17 protein-coding genes are annotated in these 13894 nt (G+C 61.1%); 10 read left to right on the forward strand and 7 right to left on the reverse strand.

Annotated elements, in window-relative coordinates:
• Window positions 1-156: 156 nt before the first annotated feature.
• From hisB to HBO12_RS13390, 6 genes are all read left to right on the forward strand, one after another.
• Complete coding sequence (gene hisB, locus HBO12_RS13365; protein WP_003218037.1) at window positions 157-750, forward strand: imidazoleglycerol-phosphate dehydratase HisB; 594 nt, start codon at window positions 157-159, stop codon at window positions 748-750.
• Window positions 750-1388 (forward strand): imidazole glycerol phosphate synthase subunit HisH, encoded by a 639-nt coding sequence (gene hisH / locus HBO12_RS13370; protein ID WP_057437127.1) that lies wholly within the window; start codon window positions 750-752, stop codon window positions 1386-1388. Before hisB ends, hisH begins: the two co-directional genes overlap by 1 nt.
• Window positions 1388-1645 carry a DUF2164 domain-containing protein gene (locus HBO12_RS13375; RefSeq protein WP_169955642.1) on the forward strand — a complete coding sequence of 86 codons (258 nt, stop codon included), beginning with the start codon at window positions 1388-1390 and terminating at the stop codon, window positions 1643-1645. Before hisH ends, HBO12_RS13375 begins: the two co-directional genes overlap by 1 nt.
• Before the next feature lie 39 nt (window positions 1646-1684).
• A complete protein-coding gene (gene hisA / locus HBO12_RS13380) occupies window positions 1685-2422 on the forward strand; it encodes a 1-(5-phosphoribosyl)-5-[(5-phosphoribosylamino)methylideneamino]imidazole-4-carboxamide isomerase (RefSeq protein WP_038445290.1) in 738 nt (245 codons plus the stop codon).
• Between the two features lie 9 nt (window positions 2423-2431).
• A complete protein-coding gene (gene hisF / locus HBO12_RS13385) occupies window positions 2432-3202 on the forward strand; it encodes an imidazole glycerol phosphate synthase subunit HisF (RefSeq protein ID WP_003171107.1) in 771 nt (256 codons plus the stop codon).
• 66 nt (window positions 3203-3268) lie between these two features.
• Window positions 3269-4024, forward strand: coding sequence for a substrate-binding periplasmic protein (locus HBO12_RS13390; RefSeq protein WP_169955643.1), 756 nt, complete (start codon window positions 3269-3271; stop codon window positions 4022-4024).
• A 4-nt stretch (window positions 4025-4028) separates the two neighbouring features.
• Here the strand turns inward: HBO12_RS13390 and HBO12_RS13395 are convergent, their stop codons facing one another.
• The 6 genes from HBO12_RS13395 to gpmI all read right to left on the reverse strand — a co-directional run bounded on the left by HBO12_RS13395 (window position 4029) and on the right by gpmI (window position 11211).
• Window positions 4029-5288 carry a Vps62-related protein gene (locus HBO12_RS13395; protein WP_169955644.1) on the reverse strand — a complete coding sequence of 420 codons (1260 nt, stop codon included), beginning with the start codon at window positions 5286-5288 and terminating at the stop codon, window positions 4029-4031.
• 153 nt (window positions 5289-5441) lie between these two features.
• Window positions 5442-5984: a hypothetical protein gene (locus HBO12_RS28395; protein WP_262376982.1), complete on the reverse strand. Its 543-nt coding sequence runs from the start codon at window positions 5982-5984 to the stop codon at window positions 5442-5444.
• A gap of 69 nt (window positions 5985-6053) precedes the next feature.
• Window positions 6054-6827 carry a divergent polysaccharide deacetylase family protein gene (locus tag HBO12_RS13405; RefSeq protein ID WP_169955645.1) on the reverse strand — a complete coding sequence of 258 codons (774 nt, stop codon included), beginning with the start codon at window positions 6825-6827 and terminating at the stop codon, window positions 6054-6056.
• A gap of 1 nt (window position 6828) precedes the next feature.
• Entirely contained in the window at window positions 6829-8136 is a 1308-nt protein-coding gene (locus HBO12_RS13410) for a S41 family peptidase (RefSeq protein ID WP_169955646.1), read from the reverse strand.
• A 29-nt stretch (window positions 8137-8165) separates the two neighbouring features.
• Entirely contained in the window at window positions 8166-9452 is a 1287-nt protein-coding gene (locus HBO12_RS13415) for a murein hydrolase activator EnvC family protein (protein WP_170042366.1), read from the reverse strand.
• 232 nt (window positions 9453-9684) lie between these two features.
• A complete protein-coding gene (gene gpmI, locus HBO12_RS13420) occupies window positions 9685-11211 on the reverse strand; it encodes a 2,3-bisphosphoglycerate-independent phosphoglycerate mutase (RefSeq protein WP_169955648.1) in 1527 nt (508 codons plus the stop codon).
• Between the two features lie 151 nt (window positions 11212-11362).
• On the opposite strand from gpmI, the gene HBO12_RS13425 reads away from it, so the two are divergent.
• From HBO12_RS13425 to secB, 3 genes are read left to right on the forward strand one after another with little or no spacing between them, the layout of a single operon-like run.
• The gene (locus HBO12_RS13425) at window positions 11363-11776 is read left to right on the forward strand and encodes a rhodanese-like domain-containing protein (RefSeq protein WP_029295907.1); all 414 of its coding nucleotides are present in this window, start codon (window positions 11363-11365) and stop codon (window positions 11774-11776) included.
• A 1-nt stretch (window position 11777) separates the two neighbouring features.
• On the forward strand, window positions 11778-12032 hold the full coding sequence (gene grxC, locus HBO12_RS13430; RefSeq protein ID WP_170042367.1) for a glutaredoxin 3: 255 nt from the start codon (window positions 11778-11780) through the stop codon (window positions 12030-12032).
• A 44-nt stretch (window positions 12033-12076) separates the two neighbouring features.
• A complete protein-coding gene (secB, locus tag HBO12_RS13435; RefSeq protein ID WP_057437139.1) occupies window positions 12077-12562 on the forward strand; it encodes a protein-export chaperone SecB in 486 nt (161 codons plus the stop codon).
• A gap of 157 nt (window positions 12563-12719) precedes the next feature.
• Here secB and HBO12_RS13440 read toward each other — a convergent pair whose 3' ends face one another.
• The gene (locus HBO12_RS13440; protein WP_029295910.1) at window positions 12720-13175 is read right to left on the reverse strand and encodes a tRNA (cytidine(34)-2'-O)-methyltransferase; all 456 of its coding nucleotides are present in this window, start codon (window positions 13173-13175) and stop codon (window positions 12720-12722) included.
• Here HBO12_RS13440 and HBO12_RS13445 point away from each other — a divergent pair.
• Window positions 13174-13614 carry a hypothetical protein gene (locus HBO12_RS13445; protein WP_169955650.1) on the forward strand — a complete coding sequence of 147 codons (441 nt, stop codon included), beginning with the start codon at window positions 13174-13176 and terminating at the stop codon, window positions 13612-13614. The two genes, HBO12_RS13440 and HBO12_RS13445, sit on opposite strands and share 2 nt — an antisense overlap.
• Window positions 13615-13894 lie beyond the last annotated feature (280 nt).

The raw sequence follows: 13894 nt of genomic DNA on the forward strand, positions 1-13894 counted from the left end.
CGGCTCCTACAAGGGTTGTTGCGTGCTTGTCGGGGGTTGTATGCACATGTCTATCCCCGACAGGCCGTCAGTCTTATCCCCTTCGATGTTTCTGTTTAGCGCCCGCAGCCCCTATAATGGCCACCTTTTTCGCCCAATGATTTTGCGGAGCTGGTGATGGCCGAACGTAAGGCGTCCGTCGAGCGCGACACTCTGGAAACCCAGATCAAAGCCTCGATCAACCTGGATGGCACCGGAAAGGCCCGATTTGATATCGGTGTCCCTTTTCTTGAGCACATGCTGGATCAAATCGCCCGTCATGGGCTGATCGACCTGGATATCGTCAGCAAGGGCGACCTGCATATCGACGACCACCACACCGTGGAGGATGTCGGCATCACCCTCGGCCAGGCGTTTGCCAAGGCCATCGGCGACAAAAAAGGCATCCGCCGTTACGGCCACGCCTATGTCCCGCTGGATGAGGCGCTGTCGCGTGTGGTCATCGACTTCTCGGGCCGCCCAGGCCTGCAGATGCACGTGCCCTACACCCGCGCCACCGTGGGCGGCTTTGATGTGGACCTGTTCCAGGAATTCTTCCAGGGCTTCGTCAACCACGCCCTGGTCAGCCTGCACATCGACAACCTGCGCGGCACCAACACCCACCACCAGATCGAAACCGTGTTCAAGGCTTTCGGCCGCGCCCTGCGCATGGCGGTGGAGCTGGATGACCGCATGGCCGGGCAAATGCCGTCGACCAAGGGCGTTCTGTAATGCAGACGGTCGCGGTTATCGACTACGGCATGGGCAACCTGCATTCGGTGGCCAAGGCCCTCGAACACGTCGGTGCCGGCAAGGTGCTGATCACCAGCGATGCGCAGGTGATCCGCGAAGCCGACCGTGTGGTGTTCCCCGGTGTGGGCGCTATTCGCGATTGCATGGCCGAAATCCGCCGCCTGGGCTTTGACAGCCTGGTGCGCGAAGTCAGCCAGGACCGGCCGTTCCTCGGGATCTGCGTGGGCATGCAAGCCTTGCTCGACCGCAGTGAAGAGAACGGCGGCGTCGACTGCATCGGCCTGTTCCCAGGCGCGGTGAAGTTTTTCGGCAAGGATCTGCACGAAGACGGCGAACATCTGAAAGTCCCGCACATGGGCTGGAACGAAGTGCGCCGCACCGTCGATCACCCGTTGTGGCACGACATCCCGGACATGGCGCGTTTCTACTTCGTGCACAGCTACTACATTGCCGCCGGTAACCCGCGCCAGGTGGTGGGTGGCGGGCACTACGGCGTCGATTTCGCCGCAGCCCTGGCCGAAGGCTCGCGCTTTGCCGTGCAGTTCCACCCGGAGAAAAGCCATACCCATGGCCTGCAGTTGCTGCAGAACTTCGCCAGCTGGGACGGGCGCTGGTAATGGCCAAGAAGATCAAGCCGCCGATCCTCAACCTCACTCCCCAGCAGGAGAGTGAGGCGACCGACAAGATCAAGCGTTTCATGGAAGACCGCTTCGAGCTCCGTCTCGGGTCGTTCGAGGTGGCTGAGATCCTCGAACTGTTCACCACTGAAATTGCTCCGCACTATTACAACAGGGCGATTTTCGATGCCCAGACGCACCTTAAAGAAAGGTTCGAGAGCATCGAAAGCGACTTGTGGGCGCTCGAAAAACCCTGATTTTCCGAGCAATGCTGAATATCGAATAAGGTTTGCCAGATGCTGATTATCCCCGCTATCGATCTCAAGGACGGCGCTTGCGTACGTCTGCGCCAGGGCCGCATGGAAGATTCCACGGTGTTCTCCGATGACCCGGTGAGCATGGCTGCCAAGTGGGTGGAGGGCGGCTGCCGTCGCCTGCATCTGGTGGACTTGAACGGCGCCTTCGAAGGCCAGCCGGTCAATGGCGAAGTGGTGACGGCCATCGCCAAGCGCTACCCGAACCTGCCGATCCAGATCGGTGGCGGTATCCGCTCCCTGGAAACCATCGAGCACTACGTCAAGGCGGGCGTGAGCTACGTGATCATCGGCACCAAGGCCGTGAAAGACCCGGCCTTCGTCGCCGAGGCCTGCCGCGCGTTCCCCGGCAAGGTCATCGTGGGCCTGGACGCCAAGGATGGTTTCGTCGCTACAGACGGCTGGGCGCAAATCAGCACCGTGCAGGTAATCGACCTGGCCAAGCAGTTCGAAGCCGACGGTGTGTCCGCCATCGTTTATACCGACATCGCCAAAGACGGCATGATGCAGGGCTGCAACGTACCGTTTACCGCGGCGCTGGCGGCTGCCACCAAAATCCCGGTGATCGCTTCCGGTGGTATCCACAACCTGGGCGATATCAAGTCGCTGCTGGACGCCAAGGCGCCGGGGATCATTGGCGCCATCACTGGCCGCGCGATCTACGAAGGCACCCTGGACGTCGCCGAAGCCCAGGCTTACTGCGATGCCTACAAAGGCTGAGGACTGACCATGGCGCTGGCCAAACGCATCATCCCTTGCCTGGACGTCGACAACGGTCGGGTGGTCAAGGGCGTCAAGTTCGAGAACATCCGTGACGCCGGCGACCCGGTGGAAATTGCCCGTCGCTACGACGAGCAGGGCGCCGACGAGATTACCTTTCTCGACATCACCGCCAGCGTCGACGGCCGCGACACCACGCTCCATACCGTGGAGCGCATGGCCAGCCAGGTGTTTATCCCGCTGACCGTGGGCGGTGGCGTGCGCACCGTGCAAGACATCCGCAACCTGCTTAACGCGGGTGCAGACAAGGTTTCGATCAACACTGCGGCGGTGTTCAACCCGGAGTTTGTCGGCGAGGCCGCGCAGCATTTCGGTTCACAATGCATCGTCGTCGCCATCGACGCCAAGAAAGTCTCAGGCCCCGGTGAAACCCCGCGTTGGGAGATCTTCACCCACGGCGGGCGCAAGCCTACCGGCCTGGATGCGGTGGAGTGGGCGATGAAGATGGAAGGCCTGGGCGCCGGTGAGATTTTGCTGACCAGCATGGACCAGGACGGCATGAAAAACGGCTTCGACCTGGGCGTGACCCGCGCCATCAGTGACGCACTGGGCATTCCAGTGATTGCGTCCGGTGGGGTGGGCAACCTGCAACACCTGGCCGATGGCGTCATCGAAGGCCACGCCAGTGCGGTGTTGGCGGCGAGCATTTTCCACTTTGGCGAATACACCGTTCCCGAGGCCAAGGCCTACATGGCTGCACGCGGCATCGTCGTACGCTAAACGCCACTGGACACCATGACAGGCTCGCGGCACTCTGGGGCCTGCCATGGATTCCGGTAACCCTACATGTTCAAAGACCTGCTGCTTGCCCTCGCCAGTTCTTCCATTCTGTTGGCGGGCTCGGCCAACGCCGCCGAGCCTTCCGGCACCTCCCTGGTGCTGCTGACGGAAAACTTTCCGCCTTACAACATGGCGAAAAACGGCAAGAATTTTGCCAAGGACGAGAACATCGAAGGCATTGCGGTGGACATTGTCCGCGAGACCTTCAAGCAGGCCGGCATTTCCTACAACCTCACGTTGCGCTTCCCCTGGGAGCGGATCTATAAACTCGCCCTGGAACAGCCAGGCTACGGCGTATTCGTAATGGCGCGCCTGCCGGACCGCGAAGCGTTGTTCAAGTGGGTCGGCCCCATCGGCCCGGATGACTGGGTGCTGCTGGCCAGGGCCGACAGCAGCATCCAACTGACCGACCTTGAGCACGCCCGCACCTACAAGATCGGTGCCTATAAAGGCGATGCCATTGCCCAGACCCTGGAAAAACGCGGGCTCAAGCCGATTATCGTGCTGCGCGACCAGGACAATGCGCAAAAGCTCATGGAGGGGCAGATCGACCTCTGGGCCACCGGCGACCCCGCCGGGCGGTATCTGGCGCGCCAGGTCGGTGTTTCCGGGCTCAAGACGGTGCTGCGCTTCAACAGTGCCCAGCTGTATCTGGCACTGAACAAGGACGTGCCGGATGAGGTGGTGGCCAAACTGCAGGCGGCGCTGGATCAGCTACGTAAGGAAGGCGTGGTCGATCAGATCATGGCGCGCTATCTCTAGCGGTTCATGAGGCAGGCGCTGGCAACGGCTTGCAAGTGACCGCGCATTCACGGGCCGGTGGGTATTCGCTCCAATACACACTGTCACCGTCGGTGTAGCTGATGCTAGTTGACACTTGCGTACCGTTTTCCCGCAGCAGCTTGTAATTGCTTTGCACCAGATAGACGGCTACCGCCTTGTGCGCGGGAACTGTGGCGTTGACTTCAAAAGTGGTCGAGCTGGTCCACCCTTCGGAGGACGTTTGCGTGTGCGTGAGGCTGCCGCTGAGTTTTGCCGAGACCTTGCCCGAAGCGCCCCACACGTTGAAACCCCATTCAGTGCCAATTTCGATGGCCGTGGTGTCGGTCAGTGTCTTGAGGCTACTGCCGTTCTGCCCTCGCGTAGCGGTCCATTTGAAGGTCTGGTTCAGCGAGCTGTTGTTATGACCAAACCCGACCAATATGTATTTGTCCGATCGTTCCAGTCGGTAAGTGGGGGACGTACGCAGTTGTTGGAGGGGCGACAGATTGGGGTCCGTGACGGTAAACCAGGCCAGTTTTGCGATATAGGTCACTTCGGCCTTTTCGAAAGGCGAAGGCTGTCGCTCGCTTGCAAGTGCTGGCGCCGGAGGCGGGGCCTTGGCCTGCAGGGGGATCTGCATGCGCAATGAATAAGCCGCAATGTGTACCGAGGGTTTGGTATAGCTGGCGACTCCGACAAAGGTTCCTGCCGACAGGTACACCTCGCCTGCCGCCGCCCCTGGAGGGCTGATGCCCCAGGCGCTGAAGTCCAGCCGGGCGGGGCTGCGCCTGTTATTCCAGATCGGGTCGCTGATGTATGAGGCAATCACCAGATCCGCTCGAACGCACCGGATCGTGTTGAGTGAGGGCTTTTCGTAGCCGTCAGTGGCCACCAGTCCCATTGCTACATAGCCGGTGGGTGGAAGCGGGCGCCAGATGGCCCCGTTCGAATGGGCACTGGAGCCTTTGTCATCCCACACTTTTTCGAACTCGATGGGTGGCATGAGTGCGTTGCCTTTACTGCGCTCTTCTTCGGTTAGTGCAGGGGCCTCCGATACCACAGCGACCGTGGCTTTATGGTTGATACCGTCGTGTCCGGCAACCGCATGGTCGCCGAGCGGAAAATAGTCGGTGAGGAAGTCGGCGGACGGTACCGGGCGCCAAAAACTGACGGGTGCTGCGTTGGGTGAACCCTTGTTGTCCCAGAGTCGACTGAACTCCGTTGTGAAATTAATGAGCAGATTGCCAAATTTTATCGATTCCATTCGTGGGGCTCCGGTTGTTAGCGAGGCTTTATGAAGTCAACCCGCAGGGTTGAGGGTTGGTCGGCCTGATCACAGGCATAGGTGCAGACTTTGACAGGCTTGTTATTTACAAAAAGGATCTTGGTGAGGTGGTCCTCTGGCCCGCTGACCGCGTCATCGAGTGGGCGAAACAGAGCGATGGGTTCTGGGCGGTTTGCGGGCCAATAGGGTCGTTGATATAGGCGTTGCGGGCGTCGATAGGCGCGCTGTCAGGGCCAGAATGTCAGCGCCATCGGCGGGCGCGGCCTCAGCCAGTTTCAAGGGCGTGATCCCATCGTCAATCAGGCTTGCCAGCGAGGTGTGCAGCTCGACGATGGCCAGGTCCACCCCTTGGCTGCTGCTCCACTTGAGGGTTTTGAGTGGATGAGCCTTGATGGTTTCCAGGGTGTCGTCGAAATAGTTGAAGTTGACGCTGCCCTTGATCGGCAGATCCTCATGCACCAGACCGCCGAGACGATGCAGACAATGGCTGCTGGTCACCACATAGGCCGGACCGGATTTTCCGTGCGCATTGCGCGTATCCAGCAGGCTGGCGGTACACAGGGCCTGGCTTTGGTGCTGTTGCCGGTTATTGTGCAGAAGCCTGGGCGCGGCGATGAGGGTTGTGTAAAGGGCACTGGGCAACAGCCCAGAGAGAAGGTGTCGAGAGGGGGTCATGATCATCCTGATAGTTGAGTGTTGTCCGCTCACTATTCAGGTGTTCACGTGCGGCGGTGCGGTAGCTATCTAGCGGTAGATGCCATTTTTGCCGTGGCCGCTCATGGCCTGGTTGCTGCGCACACTGATCATCAGCTTGATATCAATCCACTCGACGCCCTGGGCCTTGAGCTTGGGCAGCTCGCGCTCCAGCACCGCCAGGGTCTGTGGGTATGGGTGGCCGATCATCACTGCCGAACCCTGTTTGTGCGCCAGCTTGATAGCCGTCTGCAACTGCGTGGTGATGGCCGCTTCGGTGCGTTCGTCATCCAGAAATACATCCCGCGAGACGTGGGCCAGGTTGATCTTCTGTGCCTCGGCGGCGGCCACGGTCTTGGCGCTGGTGCGGCTGTCGACGAAAAACTTGTGCCGGCGCTGCAACTCGCCCATCAACCACGCCATGGCGCCAGGCTCAGCGGTCATGCGGCTGCCCATATGGTTGTTGATGCCGGCGGTGTAGGGCACGGCCTTGAACGCTGCATCCAGGCGCTTGCCCAGTTCTTCGACAGGCAGCTCGGGGTGCCAGGCGAACGGGCCGGTGGCCGGGTCCATGGGCATGTGCAGGATCACGATCTTGCCGGCGCGATGGGCTTCGCGGGCGAACTCGGCGGCGTGCGGGGTATCGGGCATGATCGCCGCCGTCACCGGGCCGGGCAGGGCCAGCACGCGACGATCCCTGGGCAGGTTTTGCCCAAGGTCGTCGATGATCAGGGTCAGGTAGGCTTTGTGGGGCTGGTCGGCAGGAGTCGCTTGGGCGACTCCTGCCAGGCTGCACAACAGTGCGAGGATGAGCGCAAAACGCATATCAACGGCTGCGCGTAATGCTCAGGCCCTTGAGCAGGCTCAACGCCTGGGCCAGTTGGTAGTCGTCGTCCTGTGGCATCGGCTTGGCTTTCGGGCCGCTGCCGCTTGGCTGGTCGGCGCCGCCGTTGCCATTGCCCAGGTGACCTTGCAGGTCGGCTTCCTTGAAGTATTCGTTGTCGCTCTCGTTGGTGATCTTGGCCCGACGCACCTCGATATCCGGCACGATGCCCTGGGCCTGGATCGAACGACCATTAGGCGTGTAGTACAGCGCCGTGGTGATCTTCAGCGCACGCTCGTTGTTCAGCGGCAGCACGGTTTGCACCGAGCCCTTGCCGAAGCTGGTGGTGCCCATCAGTACACCGCGTTTCTGGTCTTGCAGGGCGCCGGCGACGATTTCCGAGGCCGAGGCGCTGCCGCCGTTGATCAGTACTGCCAGCGGGACGTTTTCGCTGAGGTCCTTGCCGGTGGCCGAGAAGCGCAGTTCGGAGTTGGCGATGCGGCCCTTGGTGTAGACGATCAAGCCCTTGGTGATGAAGTGATCGACCACTTCCACCGCCGATTGCAGTACGCCGCCGGGGTTGTTGCGCAGGTCCAGGACAATGCCGTTGAGCTTCTTGCCGTTGTCCTTGCGCAGCTTGGCCAGGGCCTTGGCCACTTCGTCGCCGGTCTTGACCTGGAACTGGGTGATGCGGATGTAGCCGTAACCCGATTCCAGCAATTGGCTCTTCACGCTCTTGACCACGATGGTGGCGCGGGTCAGGGTCACGTCAAACGGGCTGCCGCCGTCACGCACCAGGGTCAGGGTGATTTTCTGGCCGACCTTGCCGCGCATCTTGTCGACGGCTTCGGTCATGGTCTGGCCACGGGTCGGCTGGCCATTGATCTTGACGATCAGGTCGCCGGCCTGGATGCCGGCCTTGGACGCCGGGGTGTCATCGATTGGCGACACCACCTTGATGATGCCGTCCTCGGCGCCGACCTCGATGCCCAGGCCACCGAATTCGCCGCTGGTGCTTTCCTGCAGCTCGGCGAAATCTTCCGGACCCAGGTAGGCAGAGTGCGGGTCGAGGTTGCTGAGCATGCCTTTGATGGCATTTTCCAGCAGGGTCTTGTCGTCCACAGGTTCGACATAGGCTGCCTTGATCCGGTCCATGACCTCGGCAAAGGTGCGCAATTCGTCCAGCGGCAGCGGTGCCTTGGTGGTCGCGGCCGTGGCTGACGGGGCGGTCTGGTCGGCGAATGCCATAGGCGCGCCGATCACCAGGGCGATCGTCAGGGCCAGCGAAGTGAGGCGGGACAAATGCAGCATGTCGAACGAACTCCTAATGTAGGTGCGGCCTATCCTTGGGCGCGACACCATTGTGCAGGGTCGCTCGGGCGGCCCTGCTGACGAATAGCGAAGTACAGCGCCGGGGTGTCCTGGCCGCCACTGTTACCGACAGTGGAGATGGATTCACCGGCTTTTACAACATCACCTGCGGCCTTGAGTAACGTCTGATTGTGGCCGTAAAGGCTCAAATAGCCATTGCCGTGGTCAAGAATCACCAGCAAACCGGCGCCGCGCAGCCAATCGGCGAACACCACGCGCCCGCCGTGCACGGCATGCACCTGGCTGCCCGCAGAGGCGCTGATCATCACGCCATCCCACTTGGTGCGGGTGTCATCGCCACGGGTTTCACCAAAGCGTGCCAGTAGTCGACCATCAACTGGCCATGGAAGTTTGCCTCGGGCAGTAGCAAAAGGCCCGCCAAACGATTCACCGGCGCTGGAAACCAGTGGGCCGGGGGCTGCACGCGCCGGTTTACGCGGGGCGTCGCTGGCGAGCGCCTCGGCTTCACGCTGGCGCTGTTTTTCTGCTTCCTGCTGGGCGATCAGCGCTTTCTGCCGCGCTTGTTCGGCTTCGCGGGCCTGGCGTGCCAGGGTTTCCTCGATGGTTTTCAGTACTTTGGCCAGGTCGGCCTGGTCCTGCTGGCGCGCCTGCAACTTGGCATCACGGGCTTTTACGTCACTGTTGAGCTTGGCCAGGGCCTGTTGGCGTTCCTTGCGCACCTTGTCCAGCTCGTCGCGCTGGGTGTCGAGGCTGCTTTTCTGGGCCAGTAACTGGCTTTGCTGATCGGAGATTTCCTGCTCGACGTTGGCCAACTGGCGCAGGGTCTCGTTGAAGCTCTTGAGTTGCTCCAGGCGCGCGGTGCTCAGGTAGTCGTAGTAGGTCAGGGTGCGGGCGAATTTTTCCGGGTTCTGCTGGTTGAGCAGCAGCTTGAGGTACTCCTGGCGGCCGTTCTGGTAGGCGGCACGGGCCTGGATTGCGATCAGGCGTTGCTGTTCAACGCGCGCGCTCTGGAGTTTTTTTTTCTCACCGTCGAGTCGCTCCAGTTCCGACTCGCTCTTCTTTAGTTCTTTTTGCAGCTCCTGGACCTGCTTCTCCAGCTTGCCCATTTCGGTTTCCGTGCCGCGCAGGTCTTTCTGCACCCCGGATTTTTCTTCCTGGAGCTTGCCGAGCAGTTTCTTCAGCTCGGTAATGTCCTGACGCGTAGCGTCCAACTGTTGTTGGGTTTGCGCACGCTCGTCGGCCAAGGCCGGTTGGAGCACGCAGACAAGAGCAAGGGTAATCAAGGCGCGAAGCATAGAGGCGGGCGACACCAGGGAAAGGGACGGCCTAGTATGCCCGCCCCACGCTGCAAAAAAAACGCCCAATGGGTAAGTTAGCTGCCATACGGCAGGGTATGGCTAAACGCCACCCTCAAAAACACCTCTAACTCACTGTAGGAGCTGGCTTGCCAGCGATGGGGGCCTTGAACCTTGTGGTGATCAATCAGGCGCCATCGCCGGCAAGCCGGCTCCTACAGGGCGTTTTGGTTTAGACCAGAATCGAGGTGCCGGTCATCTCGGCAGGCTTCTTGAGCCCCATCAGCATGAGCATGGTCGGCGCCACGTCCGCCAGCACGCCGCCTTCGCGCACTTTGAAGTCGCGCTTGCCGACATATATGAACGGCACCGGCTCGGTGGTGTGGGCGGTGTGGGCCTGGCCGGTGGACTCGTCGGACATCTGCTCGCAGTTGCCGTGGTCGGCGGTGATCAGTGCTTCGCCGCCGACCTTTTCCAGGGCGTCGACGATCCGGCCTACGCACAGGTCCAGGCATTCCACGGCCTTGACCGCGGCTTGCAGGTTGCCACTGTGGCCGACCATGTCGCCGTTGGCGTAGTTGACCACGATCACGTCATAACGCTGGTGTTCGATGGCGTCGACGATCTTGTCGGTAACTTCCGGTGCGCTCATTTCCGGTTGCAGGTCGTAGGTGGCGACTTTCGGCGATGGGATCAGGATGCGCTCTTCGCCGGGGAACGGTTCTTCACGCCCGCCGGAGAAGAAGAAGGTGACGTGGGCGTACTTCTCGGTTTCGGCGATACGCAGTTGGGTCTTGCCGTTTTTCGCCAGGTAATCACCCAGCACGTTTTCCAGGCTGCCCGGGGCGAAGGCCGACGGGGCCGGGATGTTGGCGGCGTATTGGGTCAGCATCACGAACTCGACTTTCGGCTGGCGCGCGCGCTCGAAGTCTTTGAAACCCTCATCGACGAACACATGGCTCAGTTCGCGGGCACGGTCGGCGCGAAAGTTCATGAACACCACGGCGTCGCCATCTTCGACCTTCACGGGCTCGCCGATGGTGGTGGCCTTGACGAACTCATCGCTCTCGCCACGGGCGTAGGCGGCTTCCAGGCCTTGCTGGGCGGTGGCCGCGTTGAATTCGGCGTTGCCGTCGACGATCAGGTTGTAGGCCTGGGACACACGGTCCCAGCGGTTGTCGCGGTCCATGGCAAAGTAGCGGCCAACCAGGCTGGCGATGCGGCCCTTGCCGAGGGCGGCGAAGGTCGCGTCCAGCAGTTCGATAGACGATTGCGCGCTTTTGGGCGGGGTATCGCGGCCATCAAGGAAGGCGTGCAGGTAGATCTTCTCGGCGCCGCGCTTGTAGGCCAGTTCGGCCATGGCGACCAGGTGGTCCTGGTGGCTGTGCACGCCACCGTCGGACAGCAGGCCCATGAAATGCACGGCCTTGCCGGCGGCGACGGCTTTATCCACCGCGGCGCAGATGGTCGGGTTCTCGAAGAACTCGCCATCGCGGATGGCTTTGGTCACGCGGGTGAAGTCCTGATATACCACTCGTCCGGCGCCCAGGTTCATATGGCCGACTTCAGAGTTGCCCATCTGGCCGTCCGGCAGGCCGACGTCCATGCCCGATCCGGAGATCAGGCCATTGGGTACGCTGGCGCACAGGCGGTCCAGTACGGGCTTGTTCGCCGCGAATACGGCGTTGTCGTGGTGGTTTTCACTGTGACCGAAGCCATCGAGAATCATCAGGACCAAAGGTTTAGGCGTGGTAGTCATAGATCCTCTCGCGGCGGTATTAAAGGAAGGCGATTGAAAAGGGAGTGGCAGTTTAAAGCGAAGTTCCGATGCCGTCACCGCTTTACGGGGGTTGGCCCCCCATGGCGGCTGTGTATACTTACCGCCATTTTAACGCCCTGGAACCTCCTTGATGGTTGATCACCTGATTGCATTTGCTACCTCTCACTATCTGCTGGTCGGTGCCTTCGTTGTACTGCTGGCGCTGCTGATTGCTCATGAAGTGAGCCGTGGCGGCCGTAGCCTCAGCACCGCCGAGCTGACCGCGCTGGTCAACAAGGACCAGGCCGTTGTCGTCGACATCCGTCCGGCCAAGGACTTTGCCGCCGGCCATATCGTTGGCGCGCTGAATATCCCCCAGGACAAGCTGATCGCCCGCATCGCCGAGCTGGAAAAGCACAAGGCCAAGACCATTATCCTGGTCGACGCCCAGGGCCAGCACTCCGGTGGCCATGCCCGCGAAATGATGAAGAGCGGTTTCACCGCCGCCAAGCTGTCGGGTGGTATCTCCAGCTGGCGCGCCGATAACCTGCCGTTGGTGAAGTGATATGAGCCAGGTTGTCGTTTATTCCAGCGATTATTGCCCTTTTTGCCGGGATGCCAAGGCGTTGCTGCAGAAGAAGGGCGTTGCATTCGAAGAGATCAAGGTCGATGGCAAACCCTCGGTGCGTGCCGAAATGACCAAGAAGGCAGGGCGTTCATCCGTTCCGCAGATCTGGATCGGTGACAAGCACATCGGTGGATGCGACGACCTGTACGCCCTGGAGCGCGCCGGTAAACTCGACGCGCTGCTTCACGTCTGACTCCAAAAACCTAAAAGACCCCAAGATCAAGAAGGATCTGCGAGATGACTGACCAACCGAACATCGAAGCGGCAGCAGAAGAGGCTCAAGGCCCACAATTTTCCCTGCAGCGTATCTACGTGCGTGACCTGTCGTTCGAAGCGCCGAAAAGCCCGGCGATCTTCCGCCAGGAGTGGACCCCAAGCGTCGGCCTGGATCTGAACACCCGTCAGAAGCAGCTCGAAGGCGACTTCCACGAAGTGGTACTGACCCTGTCGGTCACCGTGAAGAACGGTGAAGAAGTGGCATTCATCGCTGAAGTGCAACAGGCCGGTATCTTCCTGATCCAGGGCCTGGACGATGCGTCCATGAGCCACACCCTGGGCGCGTTCTGCCCGAACATCCTGTTCCCGTATGCCCGCGAGACCCTGGACAGCCTGGTTACCCGTGGTTCGTTCCCGGCCCTGATGCTGGCCCCGGTGAACTTCGATGCCCTGTATGCGCAAGAGCTGCAGCGCATGCAACAGGAAGGCGCACCGACGGTTCAGTAAGCTGAACCCGACGCCGCTCTAAATGTGGGAGCGGGCGTGTGTGGGAGCTGGCTTGCCAGCGATAGCATCACCTCTGTGTGACTGACACACCGAGGTGCCTGCATCGCGGGCAAGCCCGGCTCCCACACACGCCCGCTCCCACATTTGTTTAGGCGGGTTATTTGAAACCGAGCTGGCGCCAGCCTTCGTAGACGGCGACGGCCACGGTGTTGGACAGGTTCAGGCTGCGGCAGCCCTCGCGCATCGGCAGGCGCAGGCGCTGGCCGTCGGGCAGGGCGTCGAGCACGTCTGCCGGCAGGCCACGGCTTTCGGGGCCGAACAGGAAGGCATCGCCCTCGGCAAAGCTGGCATCGTGAAACGGCCGCGAGCCCTTGGTGGTGAACGCAAACAGGCGCGGGTGCCCCAGGCTCTCCAGGCAACTGGCGAGGTCGGCGTGACGCTGCAGGGTGGCGTACTCGTGATAGTCCAGGCCCGCGCGGCGCAGGCGCTTGTCGTCCATCTCGAAGCCCAGCGGCTCGATCAAATGCAGGTGGCAGCCACTGTTGGCGCACAGCCTGATAACGTTGCCGGTATTCGGCGGAATTTCTGGTTGAAAAAGGATGACGTGAAACATGCACGGCTCCGAAGATAAAGATGCAGCGCATTCTACCCCTGAAGACGACCCCAGGCCGCAGCTATTGCCCCGCGTCCTGGGTTCGCTGGCGATTGTCGGGTTGATGGTGGGCTTGATGATCGGTCGCCTGACCACCTCGGACCCAACCGCCTTGCTGCAGGTAGAGCCTGGCAGCGATGGCCTGGTGGTGTGGTTCAACAGCGAGCCGAAGCTGCACGGCGAGCATATCGACGGCACCGTGGCGCTGCTGTTCGACGCCCAGGGCCAGGCCCAGGCGGGGCAATTGAAGGTCAATGACAAGGATGTGAACTGGCGCGTGCGCAAGACCGATGGCGGCTTGCTGTTGAACCTGGTGGCGGCACGGCCGCTGCGTGGGGAATGGTCGGGCAAGGCGGTCGATGACCGCTGGCGACTGGAGATCCATCTCCTGGAGCAATAAAAGAGGGAGTTCCCGGCCTGCCTGTACCAGGGCTCCCAAAACGGTTTGACGCTCGAATTAAAGAGGGGATTCTCGGCCTGCCTGTACCAAGGTCCCCGAAACTGGGTAGTACCAGAGGTATTGCAGGGGGCGTGCCAGAATGGCGAATTTGTCTGAGGAAATTCTTTTATAAAGCGCAAAGCCCAGGATTACGGGGCTTTGGCGTTTTCAGGGTTCAGAGTTTTTTGAAAGCGGCCTGGAGTTCGTGCGCGATAGCGGTTCATGGTGCGTTGAAGCGGTG

The organism is Pseudomonas sp. WS 5059, assembly GCF_012985525.1.
GTDB lineage: Bacteria > Pseudomonadota > Gammaproteobacteria > Pseudomonadales > Pseudomonadaceae > Aquipseudomonas.

Excerpts from the sequence above, each read along its gene's own strand:
- gpmI (WP_169955648.1), bottom strand. The coding sequence starts at position 11,211 with ATGACTACCACGCCTAAACCTTTGGTCCTGATGATTCTCGATGGCTTC.
- HBO12_RS28395 (WP_262376982.1), bottom strand. The coding sequence starts at position 5,984 with ATGACCCCCTCTCGACACCTTCTCTCTGGGCTGTTGCCCAGTGCCCTT.
- HBO12_RS13440 (WP_029295910.1), bottom strand. The coding sequence starts at position 13,175 with ATGTTTCACGTCATCCTTTTTCAACCAGAAATTCCGCCGAATACCGGC.
- HBO12_RS13425 (WP_029295907.1), top strand. The coding sequence starts at position 11,363 with ATGGTTGATCACCTGATTGCATTTGCTACCTCTCACTATCTGCTGGTC.
- HBO12_RS13445 (WP_169955650.1), top strand. The coding sequence starts at position 13,174 with ATGCACGGCTCCGAAGATAAAGATGCAGCGCATTCTACCCCTGAAGAC.
- HBO12_RS13405 (WP_169955645.1), bottom strand. The coding sequence starts at position 6,827 with ATGCGTTTTGCGCTCATCCTCGCACTGTTGTGCAGCCTGGCAGGAGTC.
- HBO12_RS13410 (WP_169955646.1), bottom strand. The coding sequence starts at position 8,136 with ATGCTGCATTTGTCCCGCCTCACTTCGCTGGCCCTGACGATCGCCCTG.
- hisA (WP_038445290.1), top strand. The coding sequence starts at position 1,685 with ATGCTGATTATCCCCGCTATCGATCTCAAGGACGGCGCTTGCGTACGT.
- HBO12_RS13390 (WP_169955643.1), top strand. The coding sequence starts at position 3,269 with ATGTTCAAAGACCTGCTGCTTGCCCTCGCCAGTTCTTCCATTCTGTTG.
- HBO12_RS13375 (WP_169955642.1), top strand. The coding sequence starts at position 1,388 with ATGGCCAAGAAGATCAAGCCGCCGATCCTCAACCTCACTCCCCAGCAG.
- hisB (WP_003218037.1), top strand. The coding sequence starts at position 157 with ATGGCCGAACGTAAGGCGTCCGTCGAGCGCGACACTCTGGAAACCCAG.
- hisH (WP_057437127.1), top strand. The coding sequence starts at position 750 with ATGCAGACGGTCGCGGTTATCGACTACGGCATGGGCAACCTGCATTCG.
- grxC (WP_170042367.1), top strand. The coding sequence starts at position 11,778 with ATGAGCCAGGTTGTCGTTTATTCCAGCGATTATTGCCCTTTTTGCCGG.
- secB (WP_057437139.1), top strand. The coding sequence starts at position 12,077 with ATGACTGACCAACCGAACATCGAAGCGGCAGCAGAAGAGGCTCAAGGC.
- HBO12_RS13415 (WP_170042366.1), bottom strand. The coding sequence starts at position 9,452 with ATGCTTCGCGCCTTGATTACCCTTGCTCTTGTCTGCGTGCTCCAACCG.
- hisF (WP_003171107.1), top strand. The coding sequence starts at position 2,432 with ATGGCGCTGGCCAAACGCATCATCCCTTGCCTGGACGTCGACAACGGT.
- HBO12_RS13395 (WP_169955644.1), bottom strand. The coding sequence starts at position 5,288 with ATGGAATCGATAAAATTTGGCAATCTGCTCATTAATTTCACAACGGAG.